At 75.1% G+C, this 14,756-nt stretch carries 10 protein-coding genes; 5 read left to right on the forward strand and 5 right to left on the reverse strand.

What is annotated here, in order from left to right; translation table 11 throughout:
• Nucleotides 1-156: 156 nt before the first annotated feature.
• The 3 genes from AB0E96_RS12425 to AB0E96_RS12435 all read right to left on the reverse strand — a co-directional run bounded on the left by AB0E96_RS12425 (nt 157) and on the right by AB0E96_RS12435 (nt 3,523).
• Nucleotides 157-1,491: a hypothetical protein gene (locus AB0E96_RS12425; RefSeq protein ID WP_359822000.1), complete on the reverse strand. Its 1,335-nt coding sequence runs from the start codon at nt 1,489-1,491 to the stop codon at nt 157-159.
• Between the two features lie 180 nt (nt 1,492-1,671).
• The gene (locus tag AB0E96_RS12430) at nt 1,672-2,898 is read right to left on the reverse strand and encodes a pyridoxal-phosphate dependent enzyme (protein WP_359821938.1); all 1,227 of its coding nucleotides are present in this window, start codon (nt 2,896-2,898) and stop codon (nt 1,672-1,674) included.
• A 73-nt stretch (nt 2,899-2,971) separates the two neighbouring features.
• A complete protein-coding gene (locus tag AB0E96_RS12435) occupies nt 2,972-3,523 on the reverse strand; it encodes a YceI family protein (RefSeq protein WP_359821941.1) in 552 nt (183 codons plus the stop codon).
• Nucleotides 3,524-3,706: 183 nt separating this feature from the next.
• On the opposite strand from AB0E96_RS12435, the gene AB0E96_RS12440 reads away from it, so the two are divergent.
• Nucleotides 3,707-4,018 (forward strand): hypothetical protein, encoded by a 312-nt coding sequence (locus AB0E96_RS12440; protein ID WP_359821944.1) that lies wholly within the window; start codon nt 3,707-3,709, stop codon nt 4,016-4,018.
• 58 nt (nt 4,019-4,076) lie between these two features.
• Here the strand turns inward: AB0E96_RS12440 and AB0E96_RS12445 are convergent, their stop codons facing one another.
• Together AB0E96_RS12445 and AB0E96_RS12450 are read right to left on the reverse strand one after the other, a co-directional pair.
• Nucleotides 4,077-6,812: a penicillin acylase family protein gene (locus AB0E96_RS12445; protein WP_359822003.1), complete on the reverse strand. Its 2,736-nt coding sequence runs from the start codon at nt 6,810-6,812 to the stop codon at nt 4,077-4,079.
• A gap of 324 nt (nt 6,813-7,136) precedes the next feature.
• The gene (locus AB0E96_RS12450) at nt 7,137-8,150 is read right to left on the reverse strand and encodes a zinc-binding dehydrogenase (RefSeq protein WP_359821947.1); all 1,014 of its coding nucleotides are present in this window, start codon (nt 8,148-8,150) and stop codon (nt 7,137-7,139) included.
• A 99-nt stretch (nt 8,151-8,249) separates the two neighbouring features.
• Here AB0E96_RS12450 and AB0E96_RS12455 point away from each other — a divergent pair, with 99 nt between their 5' ends.
• The 4 genes from AB0E96_RS12455 (at nt 8,250) to AB0E96_RS12470 (ending at nt 14,721) form a co-directional block, all read left to right on the forward strand.
• On the forward strand, nt 8,250-8,912 hold the full coding sequence (locus AB0E96_RS12455) for a TetR/AcrR family transcriptional regulator (RefSeq protein ID WP_359821949.1): 663 nt from the start codon (nt 8,250-8,252) through the stop codon (nt 8,910-8,912).
• Nucleotides 8,913-9,265: 353 nt separating this feature from the next.
• Complete coding sequence (locus AB0E96_RS12460) at nt 9,266-11,398, forward strand: AAA family ATPase (protein WP_359821951.1); 2,133 nt, start codon at nt 9,266-9,268, stop codon at nt 11,396-11,398.
• 157 nt (nt 11,399-11,555) lie between these two features.
• Nucleotides 11,556-12,602: an IPT/TIG domain-containing protein gene (locus tag AB0E96_RS12465; protein ID WP_359821954.1), complete on the forward strand. Its 1,047-nt coding sequence runs from the start codon at nt 11,556-11,558 to the stop codon at nt 12,600-12,602.
• Between the two features lie 349 nt (nt 12,603-12,951).
• Nucleotides 12,952-14,721, forward strand: a complete 1,770-nt coding sequence (locus AB0E96_RS12470; RefSeq protein ID WP_359821957.1) for a SulP family inorganic anion transporter — start codon at nt 12,952-12,954, stop codon at nt 14,719-14,721.
• Nucleotides 14,722-14,756 lie beyond the last annotated feature (35 nt).

Consider the following 14,756-nt stretch of genomic DNA (forward strand, 5'->3'; position numbering starts at 1 on the left):
GGGCCACCGGCCTACCCGGCCACACCACAACGGCGCCAACGGCCAGCACAGAGATCAACTGACTGGCCGCCGGCCACTACCTGCGGATTCGGGTCTGAACGGGCGGCTCGCGCGAGGGCCCTTCGGTGAACGCGCCGAAGGGCCCTCGGCGCGCGGTCAGTTCAGGGTGAACCAGGTGCTGCGGGACTTCTTCCACTCGGGGTGGGTGAGGTCCTTGGCGGCGGTGGAGTCGCCGTAGAGGTCCGCGGAGCCGTCGTCGGTGATCAGCTGGGCGCGGGCGCCGGGGGCGTCCAGGTCCGGGACGTCCGGGACGGCCTCCCAGGCGCCGTAGTCGCTGGTCGGCAGGTCGATCAGCTTGGTCGGCTGGGAACCCGGCTGGCCGTTCCAGCGGTAGAGCGCGTACGGGGCGGAATTGTCCTCGGCGGCCCAGGAACCGGCCACGATCAGGTACTGGCCGAGGCCGTTGCGGCGGATGTCGCGGACGGACAGCCCGCCGAGGTTCAGCTCGATCGGGTCGCCGAAGGTCGCGTGCGCGGCCGAACCGTTCACCAGGGAGGGGAAGTTGGTGACCGGGACGAGCAGCGCCCGGCCGCCGGTGACGGCCGGGGTGAGCGGCGCGCGGAAGCCGATGTACGCGGTGCTGGTGCTGCCGGGGGCGAACTCCAGGCCCTCGACGTTGAACCCGTCGATCTGCTTGGGCGCCTGGCCGTCCGCCGCGCCGGCCGCGAAGCCGTAGCGCTTGCCGTGGGCGTTGTCCCAGCTGATCAGGTCGTCGCGCAGGCCGTGGTACGAGCCGGCCAGGGACAGCTGGGTGTCGGCGCCGGACCCGGTGACGGTGGTGGCGAAGACGGTGTGCCGGTCCGGCTTGACCACGCCGTCCTTGTTGTTGCCGAGCGAGCCGGTCCAGTAGATGGTGTTGCCGACCCGCGTCGCGGCCTCGATGTCGATCTCCTTGGAGACGCCGAGGGCCGAGCTGAAGTCCCAGGTGCGCACCGGCGCGCCGGAGTTGTTGCGGTCGTACAGGCGCAGGGTGTTGGACTCGTCGTCGCCGACCACGAGGTAGCCGCCGCCCGCGTCCACGGCGGCCGAGGCGTCGCTGGAGCCGGTCAGGTAGCGGCTGGTGGCGGAGGACCGGACGGCGGGGGAGGCGGCGTAGTGCAGGGTGCGGGTGGCGCTCTTGCCGCCGAGGCCGGTGACCTTGATGGTGAGGTCGGCGTAGCCGACGCCCTGGGCGGCGACCGCCAGGGTGCGGGTGCCGCCGGTGCCGCTCACCGTGACGTCGCCGGTGCGGGCCACGGCGCTGCGGGTGGTGGCGGAGGCGGCGACGCTCAGGTCCGAGGCCGCGGCGCCGGACTGGGCGACCGTCACGGACACGGTCGGGTCGCCGGTGGCGCCGACCGCGCCGGACAGGTACCCGGCCGAGAAGGTGATCGTCGGGGTGCCGTACGAGACCGCGCCGGCCGGGAGGGCGGGCAGGGCCAGCACGGGCACCGCCGCGACGGCGACGGCGAGCGGCAGCAGGCGGCGGAGGGAACGCGACACGGTGGCTACCCTTCGGCAGGCGGGGGGAGTTGACGGAGGGTGCAAGCCTGGTGGCGCTCGGCGAACACCGACCCTACGGCGACCTTACGACGATGGACGGGCGGGCGAACAGCAGGCCCCGGACGGGGGTCAGGCGGTGATGCCGGCCGCGCGCAGACGGCGCTCGACCGCGTCCCAGTCGGGGGTGACCGGCTCCGTCCGGCGGGCGCCGACGCCCTTGTCCTTGAATCCGCTCGAGGTCGACACGCAGACCACCGGGCCCTCGGAGAGGTCCGGTGCGCCGAGGCTGCGCAGACCGGCCAGGCCGGCCGCCGCGGACAACTCCGTCCAGAGCCCGGCCCGGGCCAGCTCCCGCTGAGCGTCCATGAGTTGACCGTCGTCCAGGGTCAGTGCCCGGCCGCCGCTCCCGCGCACCGCCAGCACGCCCCGGTAGCCGCTCACCGGGGAGGCGATCGAGTACGCGTCGCTCGGGCCGACCGTCACACGAGCGGCGGGCAGGCCCTCGGCGATCGCCCGGGCGAGCGGACCGGAGCCGGCCGTCTCGCAGGAGTGGATCCGCGGCACCCGGTCGGTCAGGCCCAGCCGGCGCAGCTCGGCGAAGCCCTTCCAGACGCCGAACAGCAGCTCGCCGTAGCCGGTCGGGACGAACACCGCGCTCGGCAGGCCGACGTCCTGGAAGATCTCGTACGCGACGGTCTTGTAGCCCTCGGGGCCGAAGGCGTGCCCGGTGTGGGTGGTGGTCAGGTTGCTGACCGGGTGCAGGCCCAGCCGGTCGACCGCCTGGCGCAGCAGCGGCCAGCGGGCCTCCCACGGCACCGGGAGCACCACCGCGCCGTAGGCGTTGAGGAAGGCGTCGACGTTCGGCGGCAGGTCCGGGCCGGTGAACACCACGCAGGGCAGACCGGCGCGGGCGGCGTAGGCGGCGGCGGAGGCGCCGTGGTTGCCGGAGGAGGCGACCGCGAGGCCCGGCGCGCCGACGCCCACGGCGGCGCTGGTGGTGCAGCGGTTCAGCCGGTCCTTGTGGCTCCACGTGGGGTTGCGGGACTCGTCCTTGACGTACACCCCGGGCTCGATCTCCACCAGCGGGGTGGCGCCCTCGCCCAGGCCCGGGGCGAGCAGCGGCGGCAGCAGCGGGGCCCAGCGCTCCAGGCCGGCGCGCACCGGGGCGCCGTGCGCCGGGGCGGACAGGCCCGCCGGGTCGGCCTTGTCGTAGGCGTAGTCGACCTCGACGGGGTACGCGACCTCCTCGGTGCCGGTGCGCGGGCAGCCGGCGGTGAGCGGCGGCCAGAGCGGGTACTCGAGGGAAGGGTCGCCGAGGGAGCGCTGGCCGGTCGCGAGGGAGTCTTCGGTTGGCATGTCCGGAGCCTAGCCGGGCGAGCGCGGGGCGGTCCGGCGGTCCGCGGGGGTGGTGCGGCGGTGGTGCGGTGACCTAACTCTGGCGGATCGCCGAGATGTCGAACTCCAGCACGACCTTGTCGCCGACCAGGACGCCGCCGCCCTCCAGCGCCGCGTTCCAGGTGACTCCGTAGTCCTTGCGGCTGATGGTGACCGAGCCCTCCAGGCCCACCCGGAGGTTGCCGTACGGGTCGACCGCGTTGCCGGTGTACTCGAAGTCGATGGTGACCGGGCGGGTGGTGTCCTTGATGGTGAGGTCGCCGGTGACCCGGTACTCGCTGTCGGAGCGCACCTCGACCGCGGTCGAGCGGAAGGTGATGTCGGGGAAGTTGGGCGCGTCCAGGAAGTCGTTGGTGCGCAGGTGCTGGTCGCGCTGCTCCACTCCGGTGTCGATGCTCTCGGCCTTGATCACCACCTGGCCGGAGGAGCGGGACGGGTCGCCGCCGTCCAGGTGGGCGGTGCCCTCGAACCGGTGGAACGCGCCGCGGACCTTGGTGACCATGGCGTGCCGGGCGACGAAGCCGATCCGGGTGTGGGTGGGGTCGAGGACGTAGTCGCCGGTGAGATCGGAGAGGTTGGCGGTCATGGTCGGCTTGCCTCCTGGTGCGGGACCCGGGCCTCGGCCCGGGGACGGTCGGGCGGTCCCCGGACCACGCTAGGGGCAGTTCCGCCGGGCCGCGCGCCGGGCCGGGCCCGTGGGGCCTAAGCGGGGCGCGGGGTGGGAAGGACCGGGAGGGACGCCGGAGGACGGGAAGACGAGGGGGCCGGATTGGACAGCGGGACGGGCGCGATGGTCGAGGCGGTCGGCGAGGCGCGGCGGCAGCTGCGGGAGAACGCGCTGCCGAAGGCGCGGGACAGCGGCCGGGAGCGGGTTCCGGAGAGCGAGGAGGCGGCGCTGCTGCGGGCCATCGGTGGGCTGATGGAGGCCATCGTCGACCTGGCGGACGCCGCCTCGGACCGGATGACCACGCCCGACAGCCGCAGGACCTACGTCAGGGTGGTCGACCGGTTGCGGGACCATCCGCGGTACCTGGTCGAGGACGCGGAGGCGATCGCGAAGCGGGTCGGCGCGGCGGAGTGACCGGCTGCCGGTGCCCCGGGGAGGGGCACCGGCAGGGCGGCTCGGCGGTGGGCGGGGCTCAGCGGTGGCTGGGGAACTGGACCACCTGCTGGTAGGTGGGGCGGTTCTGCCAGGTGGTCTTGGCGTCCGTCACGCCGCCCAGCGGGCGCTGGATGATCGTGTCGGCGCACCACTGGTCGCCGGCCGCGCAGTCCGCGTCGCCCGGGTAGACCTGGGCGGAGGTCTGGGCGGCGGCCTGCTTCAGGGTGTTCAGCAGGACCGTCCGGCAGGCCGCGAGGGCGCCCCCGCCGCAGAACGGGCGGGCCAGCGGGCCCGCCACGTGGTCGCCGAGGACGGCCCGCAGGTCCTTGTCGAGGTAGCTCCACCAGCCGTACTGGAAGGACGAACCCTTGTGGGGGATCGCCTCGTTGGCACTCACCGGGCCGCCGCCGGCGCCGGTCTGGCCGCCGGAGGGCGACTCGTTGATCTGGAGGGCGCCGGTCAGCGCGCCGAACAGCTGGTCGCCGAGGCCCGGCCGCATGACGCCGTCGGCCACCAGCGGCCACCAGGCGTCCATCACCCGGATCGCGGTGGCGTCCGCGTAGCCGTGGCTGCCCGGTGAAGTCTCTTTCCGCTGCGCGCCGTTGGCGAGCCAGGCCTCCAGCTGCTGCAGGGCGGTGAGGGCGGCCTGGTCGGTGACGGGCGCGCTGCGCAGCACCCGGATCAGGTCGGGCAGCACGTCCTCGGCCCGGAGGTCGGCCAGGGCGGCGCTCTCCATGGCCTGGGTGAGCGAGACCCGGCTCGCCCTGCCGCCGTTCGCGAGCAGGGACTTGACCCGGTCGTCCAGCAGGTTGCCGCGGTGCACCGAGCCGTTGCCGAAGCCGGCCGAGGTGTAGCCGTTCGCCTGCTTGTTGTTCCAGGAGACGTAGTAGTCCTGGTTGACGGACTGCGGGTGCTCGGCCGCCGGGGTGTACCGGGCGGTGTTGGCGACGGGGTCGAAGTCAGCCCACTCGTAAGCGGGTTGGGCCTGGACCGGGAGGCCGGGGTCCACCCCGGCGGCGCGGACCGGGTTGCTGCCGGAGTTGTAGTACGCGATGTCGCGGGAGTCGGCGTAGAACCAGTTGAAGGTGTAGTTGATGTCCTGCGCCGCCTGCTGGAAGCCCGCCGCGTCGCGCACGGCGCCCGGGTCGTTGAGCTCCTGGAAGCCGATGATGGAGTCGGCCTCGTGCCGGTAGGTGGAGCGCAGCGAGGTGAAGGCGACGGGGGCGCCGCCGACCGTGCCGCGGGCGCTCACCAGGCCGTACCTGGAGCGGAGCATCACCAGGGTGTAGGAGCCGGCCGGGGTGGAGTCGGCCGTGGTCGGCTTCCACGCGTTCTTGCGTTCCAGCCGGTCGAAGGGCAGGCACTGGCCGTGCCAGAGGTAGGAGTCGGCGGCGGTGGTGACCGGGGATCCGTCGGTGGTGCAGAGCGGGACGGCGTAGGTGTCGGTGATGTCCTGGCCGGCGGAGGTGGCGCTCCAGGCGTAGTCCTGGCCGCGGCCGAGTTGGACGTAGAAGCTCAGACCGGCGAAGGCGGCGCCGCGGGCGCTGATCCCGGGGCCCTGGATCTCCTCCAGCATCAGCAGCTGCGGGGCGAAGTAGCCCGTCTGCGGGCCGAACACGGCCACCGGGTGGCCGTCGTCGGTGTGTGCGCCGGAGACCAGCAGGGCGTTGGACATGCCGTGCTTGGCGCTCAGCAGGTTCCCGGGCAGGACGCCCTGCGCCGCGGTGGTGAGGGAGCCGGCGGAGCCGGTGGCGTCGTAGACCACCCGCTCGGGGACCACCGAGCCGGGGTCGGGCGGTGCCTCGCCCCGCGGGCGGTCGGGGACGGTCGCGTACGGGAAGCTCTGCCCGTCGTGCAGGGTCTGGACGGCCTCCGGGTCGTCCGCCTCGCGCAGCGACGTCCAGACCGCGTCCCCGGCGTCCTTGCCGTACGCGGCCTCGGCCGCCGACTTGACCTGGGCGGAGGCGAGTTCGCCTCCGCCGCCGGAGCCGAAGAGCGCGCCGACCACGGAGGCGAGGGCGACCAGGTCGGTCAGCTTGAACGGCTCGATCGAGCCGGCGTTGGTGATCGGGTCGATGTGGCCGGTGAGGTCGTACTCGCCCGGGAACGTGCGGGCGTCGTAGGACTCCTTGGCGTACTGGTTGATGCCGTCGAGGTAGGCGTTGGCGTCGGCGAGCGCCTGGGTGGCCCGGCCGCCGCGGGCGGCGATGGCGTCGATCTGCTGCTGCAGCTCCGCCTCGGTGTACGGCGCGGCCTGCCAGAACGTCTGCTCCAGCTGGCGGTTGGCGGCGGCGCCGCCCGCGAAGCCGGAGAGCTGGCCGCGGCCGACGTGCCGGAAGAGGTCCATCAGCCACAGCCGGTCCTGTGCGGCGGCGTAGCCGGCGCCGAACTCGGTGCCGTAGCGGGTGGTGCCGGTGATGTGGGGGACGCCGGTGGCCTTGTCGCGCACGATGGAGACGTCCGGGCGCGGGCTGGTGGTGCTGGCGACCTGGTCGGCGGGGACGCCGAAGGAGGCGTCGTTGAAGAAGTCGCGCAGCTTGGCCTCGGTGAGGCCGGGGTAGCCGGCCGCGAGGGCGGCGTACGGGCCGAGCTGGTCGTCGGTGTGCGCCGGGCGGGTGCCGAAGGCCCGGTTGAGCAGGATGTCGGCGAGGGTGGCGTTGCCGTTCTCGCCGGGCGGCAGGATGTCGGAGCAGTGGCCGCCGCAGTAGTCGTTGGCGGCGGCGGCCGCCGCCGCGGGGGCGGGCGCGGCGTTGGCGGTGGGGGTGGTGGTCAGGGCCGCGGTGACGAGCAGGGCCGAGGCGAGGGCGGCGGCCGGGAGTCGGAGGGAGTGGGGGCGGGGGCGTTGGCGTGACCGCAAGGCGGACTCCTCCGTCGAAGTCTCACGGAACAGTCGACGGTAGGGGTGCTACTGGCCGGTTGGCTAGTGGCGTGCATGCCATTTCCCGCGCGGGCGTGTGGAGTTGGGGGTGCGGTGGCCCAGGGGTCGGCTGGTGCCCGCCGCATGGAGCGGGCGGGGGGAGCGACGGCGCCGCACCCACCGGGCTCAGTCCGGTGGGTGCGGCGCCGGGTCGGCGGGGCCCCTGGTGAGGGGCTCCGGTCAGGGCTTGAGCACCAGGCGGATCGGGTTGCCCTCCTTGTGCTCCAGCGCCTCGACCGCGCGGGCGGCCTCGGACAGCGGGAAGGTGCCGCTCACCGAGCGGGAGAACTCCAGCCGGCCGCCGCGGACCAGGTCGACCAGGTCCGCGACGTCCTGGCCGACCGAGCCGTAGTGGCCGAGGATCTGCTGGCGCAGGTAGCTGAACCGGGTGCCGTTGGTGACGGTCAGCGGCTTGTCGGTGAGGCCGACCAGCACCAGGCGGCCGTGCTCGCCGAGCGCGGCCGCGGCCTGCTCGCGCACCGGGGCGACACCGGCGAAGTCGAAGGCGACGGACAGCGGGCGGCCGCCGGTGGCCTCGCGCAGCAGCCCCTCGAACGCGGGGTCGGCCGGGTCGAGCGCGGCGTCGGCGCCGAAGGCCAGGGCGCGCTCGCGGGCGGCCGGCAGCGGGTCGACGGCGACGATCGGGAAGGCGCCGACGGCCCGCAGCAGCTGCACGCCGTGGGCGCCGAGGCCGCCGACGCCCCAGACGCCGACCGCCTCGGCCGGGCGCACGGCCCCGGTGGTGGTGATGGCGGCCCACGGGGTGGAGACGGCGTCGGGGATGAAGCAGGCCTGCTCGAAGGGGAGCTCGTCGGGGATCGGCACCAGGGTGGAGGCGGTGGCGAGCGCGTACTCGGCCCAGCCGCCGTCGTAGTCCACGCCGCGGGTGTGGACGGCGCCGTCGCGGGTCTCGCCCGCCTGCAGCAGCACCCGGTCGCCGACGGCCGCGCTGGTCACGCCCTCGCCGAGGGTGTGCACGGTGCCCGCGACCTCGTGGCCGAGGGTGACCTTGTCGCCCTTGAGGTAGAGCGGCTTGAGCATGCCCTCGATCAGGTGGACGTCGGAGAGGCAGACCCCGGCGGCCCTCACCTTGATCAGTACCTCGCCCGGGCCGGGCACCGGGACGGGGACCTCCTCCACGGCGAAGGCGCCCTTCGCGACGTCGAGCCGGCCGGCGAGCATCGTGGCGGTCATCGGGACTTCCCTTCTCACGGGGGCGGCGGGTCGGGGGAGTGCCCGCCGCTCCGGAAGTTACTTGTTATCCAACAAGCAAGTTCACCGTAGCATGGTGGCATGTCTACGCACGATGAGGGCCGAACCGACGGAGCCGGAACGGCTCACGGGACGCCGGCGCGCCGCACCCAGGCCGAGCGGCGGGCCCGGGCCGAGTCCGCGCTGATCGCGGCCGCCGCCCGGCTGATCGCCGAGCACGGCAGCACCGGGGTCACGCTGGCCAGGGTGGGGGAGGAGGCGGGCTTCAGTCGGGGCCTGGCCACCCACTACTTCGGCTCGAAGGCCGCGCTGCTGGCGCGGCTGCAGGAGGCGGCGCTGGCCGAGGCGATGGCGGCGGCCGCGCCGGAGCGCAGCGGGGCGGGAGCGGTGGACGAGCTGTGCGGGTTCGCGCGCGGCTGCCTGGAGGGCGTGCGCAACCCGACCGACCTCGGCCGGGCCTTCGTGGTGCTGGGTGCCGAGGCGCTCGCCGGCGCCTCGGAACTGACCGCCGCGGTGGCGGAGTTGGACGCCAGCACCCGGGAGTGGGCGGCCGAGGTGGTCGGGCAGGGGCAGCGGGACGGGGAGCTTCGCCCCGGCGTGGACCCGGGGGCCTTCGCGCTGGCCTTCGTGGGGCTGGTCAAGGGGCTGGTGGTGCAGGCCGCGGCCGCCCCGCGGTCCTTCGACGTGGGGGTGGCGGTCGCGGAGTCCGAGCGGTGGATCCGGCTCGCGCTCACGGCGGGCTGAGGGCGCGCCGGAGGCCGAGGTCCGCCACGTCGGCCACGCCGACCCGGCCGCCCGGGGCGACGTCTTCTACGACTTCTACGACGGCGAGCGCTTCGCCGCGGTGAACGCCGCCCTCGCCTCGCTCGGCGCCGACGAGGTCGACCGGCTGCCCTACCTGTGGCTGCTGCTCGCGGCGGTGGGGCGGTTGCCCGTCCGTACCGCGTCGCTGTGTCGCCCTGGGGGGTGCCGTCCTTGGGCCGGACCTGCCGCGGTACCTGCCTCGGAGCTGGCAACTAAGTCAGTATTTTTACTGAGTTAAGTTATGCTGGCTCTGGGCGGCAGGCGAGCCGCCGTGCCAGGAAGGAACGCGAACGATGACCTCGGACCCCCGGAACCTCGACCGCGAACTGGAACGGGAGCGTGCCTACGTCGAGATCTGCCGGGTGGCGACGGCCCGGCAGGTCGAGGACGCGAGCCACCAGGTCGTCGCCGGGGAGGACGTCTCCGGCGACGGCGCCAGTGCGGAGGCGCTCGGCCGGTACCTGCGCACCCGCGCCAAGCGGATGAAGGAGCTGCCGGAGAGCCCGTCGTTCTTCGGCCGACTGGACTTCGGCGACACCGCGGAGGCCGGGGAGCACCGGGGGCAGCGCTACTACGTGGGCCGCCGGCGGATCTCCGAGGACCCGACGGTGCCGCCGCTGGTGGTCGACTGGCGGGCCCCGGTGTCGCGGGCGTTCTACCAGGCGAGCGCCCACGATCCGCTCGGGCTCGCGCGCCGCCGCCGGTTCGGCTGGGCGCCGTCGAGCCCGGGGGTGCCGGAGGACCTGACCGGGCTGGAGGACGAGCCCCTCGACGGGACCGGTTCGGCGGGCCGGGGCCCGGCCGGTGACGGCGGGGGCGGCGTTGCGGCGGACGGCGGGGGCGGCGGTGCGGGCGGCGGCGCGGGCGGCCTCCTGGCCGCCGAGATCGAACGCCCCCGCACCGGCCCGATGCGGGACATCGTCGCCACCATCCAGCCGGAGCAGGACGCGCTGGTGCGGGGCGGGCTGAGCGAGTCGGTGTGCGTGCAGGGCGCGCCCGGCAGCGGCAAGACCGCCGTCGGGCTGCACCGCGCCGCGTACCTGCTGTACAGCTTCCCGCAGCGGATCCGGCACGGTGGCCTGCTGGTCATCGGCCCGAACCGGACCTTCCTGCGCTACATCGCCGAGGTGCTCCCCGCGCTCGGGGAGATCGACGTCACCCAGAGCACCGTCGAGGACCTGGTCGCCACCCGCTCGGTCGGCGCGGTCGACGACGAGCGGGCGGCCGCGGTCAAGCAGGACGGACGGATGGCGACGGTGCTGCGCCGCGCGCTGTACGGCCGCATCCGGGCGACGGGCTCGGACCCGCTGGTCGTCCCCGACGGCTCGTACCGGTGGCGGGTGCCCCCGGAGCGGCTGGACCGGACGGTCGCCGAACTGCGCGAGCAGGCGCCGCCGTACGCGATCGGCCGGGAGAGCCTGCGCACCCGGGTGGTGGCGATGCTCCAGGACCAGGCCGAACGCCGGTCCGGCGTCAGGTCCGGCGCGTGGTCGCGGAAGATCGGGCGCTGCGGGCCGGTCGCGGCCTTCCTGGAGTCCGCCTGGCCCGTGCTGCGCCCGGAGGGTGTGGTCGCCGCCCTGCTGAGCGACCCGGCCGTGCTGGCCGAGGCCGCCGACGGGGTGCTCGACCCCGGGGAGCAGGCGGCGGTCCTGTGGTGCCGGCCGCCGCGTTCGGAGCGGAGCGCGAAGTGGTCCGAGCACGACCTGATGCTCCTGGACGAGGTGGCCGGCCTGATCGAGCGCCCCGCCGGGTTCGGTCACGTCGTGGTGGACGAGGCCCAGGACCTCTCCCCGATGCAGTGCCGGGCGATCGCCCGCCGCAGTGCCTTCGGCTCCCTGACCGTCCTCGGCGACCTCGCCCAGGCCACCGCTCCGTGGGCCGCCCGCAGCTGGCCCGAGCAGCTCGCCCACCTGGGCAAGCCGCAGGCAGCGGTGGTGCCGCTGACCACCGGCTTCCGTGTCCCGGCCGCCGTGACGGCGCTCGCCAACACCCTGCTGGGCGCGTTGGAGGTGGACGTGCCGCCGGCCGTGTCGCTGCGCCGGGACGGCGAGCTGACGGTGCGACGGGTGGCCGGGGGTGACCTGGACGCGGCGGCCGTGGCGGCGGTGCGGGCCGCGCTGGAACGCGAGGGATCGATCGCGGTGATCGCGGCGGACGGCGCGGTGGCGCGGGCCGCCGAGGCGCTCCTCGCCGCGGGCATCCCGACCGGGGCGGCCGAGCAGGTCGGCACCACGGCGCGGGTGACGGTGCTGCCGGCCTCGGTGGTGAAGGGGCTGGAGTACGACCACGTGGTGGTGCTGGAGCCGGCGGCCATCGTGGAGGCGGAGGCGCGGGGCCTGCACCGGCTGTACGTGGTGGTGACCAGGGCGGTCTCCCGGTTGGACGTCCTGCACTCCCGTCCGTTGCCCGCGCCGCTGGGCGGGTGACGGTGGGACGGGTGTCGGCCGGGCGGGTGGGCGGCCGGGCGGCCGGGCGGGTGGGCGCGGTGGGCGCGAGGGTGCGGGATCGCGCCAATTCGCGTCTCCGGCCGGGCAATTCGGGAAAGCGGACGCCGAACTGTCGGGCGCCCGGGAGGATTTCCGTATGCCTACGATCATCAGACTGGCTGGAGCCGGTCTCGCCGCAGCCCTGTCCCTGACCGCCGCCGCGACCCCGGCCGGGGCGGCCGATCTCCCCGCCGAGGCCCCCGCCGCCACCGTCATCGAACAGCGGGTGGTCCTCACCCAGGCCGGGAACTACCCCACCGAGCAGAACCGGCACGGCGTCTTCTCGGTGTCCTGGCGCGTGTTCGGCACCGAGGACCTCGGCGGGCCGACCCACTTCACCGTCGACCTGCCGCCCGGCGTCACCACCGGCGGCGCGATGTTCTACTCCACGCCGTACGACTACACCTTCACCGAGACCGTCTCGCCCGACGGCCGCCACCTGGAAGCCGTCCTGTACGGCAACCGCCGCTCCGGGACCGAGGAGTTCATGAAGATCCCGGTCGTCGCGGAGGGGACCGGCCCGGTCACCGGCGCGATCACCGCGAGGGTGGCCAACGCCAACGACACGATCCCGACCGGGCACGTCTCCACCTACCTGCTCGGCATCGGCCTGCTGCCGCCGACGATCGGCTCGCAGCCCCGGATCGACGACGTCAGCGCCACCACCGGCCCGGGCGCGGGCGGCACCCCCGTGACCGTCACCGGCGTCGGCCTGGAGGGCGCGATGGTGCTGGTCGGCGGCGTTCCGGCGCCCGGCACCTGCACCGGGACCGTCTGCACGGTGACCACGCCCGGCGGCTCGGGCAGTGCCGCCGTGACGGTGGCGGGACCGGGCGGGACGGCCCAGGCCCCGGCGGCGTTCGACTACACCGGCGCCCCGCCGCCGCCCCCGCCGGCCCCCGTGCTCTCCGGACTGAACACGCCCTCGGGCCCGGCGGGCGGCGGCACCGCGGTCATCGTGACCGGCGCGAACCTGGCCGGTGCCACGGTCTCCTTCGGCGGCCGACCCGCCACCCGGCACTCCTGCGGACCCCAGCTGTGCACCGCCACCGCCCCGCCGGCCGACCGGCCCGGCCCGGTGGACGTCACGGTGACCACGGCGGGCGGCACCGGCGGCCCGCTGACCTTCAGCTACACCGCGTAGCCGGAGGCCGGCCCGGCAGCGGGTCCGCCGCCGGGCGGTGCGCGGACGGCCGCCCGCCCTCGACCGGCGAAGCGCGGCGCGGCGCGGCCCGGTCGGGCGCCCGGCGGCCGGGCAGGGTGTGCCGGCGTCGGTCGGCCGGGCGGTGCCGACCCCGGGAGGTCACTACTGTCAGGATCCACCACATGCGAAACAAGTGATTTGAAAAATTCTTCAAGTTCATACATGCTGTCGTGCCGTTGACCCGGTAGGAGGCGCGTCCTGGCGCCGACGGGCATAGGGAAGGGGCGGTCGTGACCGCGGGAACCGGCGAACGGCGGCCGACCGCAGGCCGGTCGGAGGCGAGCGCGGCATGAGCCTCGCAGCTGTCGTGGGCGACCGGGTGCGGGCCGTGCTGCCCACCCGGGCGATCCTCGCCACCATGGGCCGTTCCCCGCGCAAGGACCTGCTCGCCGGTCTCACGGTGGCGATCGTGGCGCTGCCGCTGGCCCTGGGCTTCGGCATCTCCTCCGGGGCGGGCGCCGAGGCCGGGCTCGCCACCGCCGTCGTGGCCGGGGCGCTGGCCGCCGTCTTCGGCGGCTCCGACCTCCAGGTGTCCGGGCCGACCGGCGCCATGACCGTCGTCCTCGTCCCGATCGTCGCCCGCTACGGCACCGACGGCGTGCTGACCGTCGGCCTGCTGGCCGGGATGGTCCTGGTGCTCCTCGCCCTGCTGCGGGCCGGGCGCTGGATGGCGTACGTGCCGGTGCCCGTGGTGGAGGGCTTCACGCTCGGCATCGCCGGGGTCATCGCCCTGCAGCAGGTGCCCGGCGCGCTCGGGGTGCCCAAACCCGAGGGCGACAATCCGGCGGTGGTCGCGGCCCGGGCGGTGCGCGACTTCGCCGTCGCGCCGCACTGGGCGGCCGTCGGGGTGGCGTTCGCCGTCGCCGCCGTGATGCTGGTCGGCGTGCGGCTGCGGCCCGCGCTGCCGTTCTCGCTGATCGCCGTCGTCGCCGCGACCGTCACCGCCGAGCTGGCCGGCCTGCCGGTCGCCACCATCGGCCACCTGCCCGCCGGCCTGCCCGCGCCCTCGTTCGGCTTCGTCGACCTCTCCGCCGTCCCCGCGCTGCTGCCCTCGGCGTTCGCCGTCGCCGCGCTGGCCGCGCTGGAGTCCCTGATGTCCGCGACGGCGGCCGACGCGATGAGGGTGTCGGGCCGGCACGACAGCGACCGCGAGCTGTTCGGCCAGGGCCTGGCCAATCTGGCCGCCCCGCTGTTCGGCGGCGTCGCCGCGACCGGCGCGATCGCCCGTACCGCCGTCAACGTGCGCTCCGGCGCGGCCTCCCGGCTCGCCGCCCTGGTGCACGCCGCGGTGCTCGCGGTGATCGTCTTCGCGGCCGCGCCGCTGGTCGCGGGGATCCCGCTGGCGGCGCTGGCCGGGGTGCTGATCGCCACCGCGGTCCGGATGGTCGAGGTCGGTTCGCTGCGGGCGCTGGCCCGCACCGGGCGCGGCGAGGCCGCCGTGCTGGCCCTGACGGCCGTCGCCACCCTGGCCTTCGACCTGGTCACCGCCGTGGTGCTCGGGGTGCTGGTCTCGGGCGTCCTGGCGCTGGCCGCCGTCGCCCGGGCGGCCCGGGTCGAGCAGGTCCCGCTGCGGGCGCAGGCTCCGGCCGCGGACCACCACGAGGAGGAGCTGGCGCTGCTCGCCGAGCACATCGTGGCCTACCGGATCGACGGGCCGCTGCTGTTCGCGGCCGCGCACCGCTTCCTGCTCGAACTCACCGAGTCCGCCGAGGTCGAGGTCGCGATCCTGCGGATGTCGCGGGTCAGCGCGATCGACGCCAGCGGCGCGACCGTCCTCGGTGACGCCATCACCGCGCTGCGCCGGCGCGGCACCCTGGTGCTGGTCTCCGGCGTCCGCGACGAGCACCACCGCCCGCTGGACGCCCTCGGTGTGCTCGACGGGCTGCATGCCGACGGGCACGTCTTCGCGACCACCCCCGAGGCCATCGCCCACGCCCGAGCCCACCTGCACGGCCGGGCGGTGCCCGCCGACCGCGCGCACGCCGCCGAGGACGGCCGTGCCGCCGGCCACGGCCTCACCGCCACCGGGGCCGCCGAGCGGCTCCGGCACCCCTGCTGACCTCCTCACCCGTCCCGAGGGCCACCTCCGAACAC

Source organism: Kitasatospora sp. NPDC036755 (genome assembly GCF_040636595.1).
Classification (GTDB): Bacteria; Actinomycetota; Actinomycetes; order Streptomycetales; family Streptomycetaceae; genus Kitasatospora.

What these genes read in the sequence shown, in the direction of transcription:
- AB0E96_RS12465 (WP_359821954.1), top strand. Translation starts at nt 11,556, where the DNA reads ATGCCTACGATCATCAGACTGGCTGGAGCCGGTCTCGCCGCAGCCCTG.
- AB0E96_RS12430 (WP_359821938.1), bottom strand. Translation starts at nt 2,898, where the DNA reads ATGCCAACCGAAGACTCCCTCGCGACCGGCCAGCGCTCCCTCGGCGAC.
- AB0E96_RS12460 (WP_359821951.1), top strand. Translation starts at nt 9,266, where the DNA reads ATGACCTCGGACCCCCGGAACCTCGACCGCGAACTGGAACGGGAGCGT.
- AB0E96_RS12455 (WP_359821949.1), top strand. Translation starts at nt 8,250, where the DNA reads ATGTCTACGCACGATGAGGGCCGAACCGACGGAGCCGGAACGGCTCAC.
- AB0E96_RS12435 (WP_359821941.1), bottom strand. Translation starts at nt 3,523, where the DNA reads ATGACCGCCAACCTCTCCGATCTCACCGGCGACTACGTCCTCGACCCC.
- AB0E96_RS12450 (WP_359821947.1), bottom strand. Translation starts at nt 8,150, where the DNA reads ATGACCGCCACGATGCTCGCCGGCCGGCTCGACGTCGCGAAGGGCGCC.
- AB0E96_RS12470 (WP_359821957.1), top strand. Translation starts at nt 12,952, where the DNA reads ATGAGCCTCGCAGCTGTCGTGGGCGACCGGGTGCGGGCCGTGCTGCCC.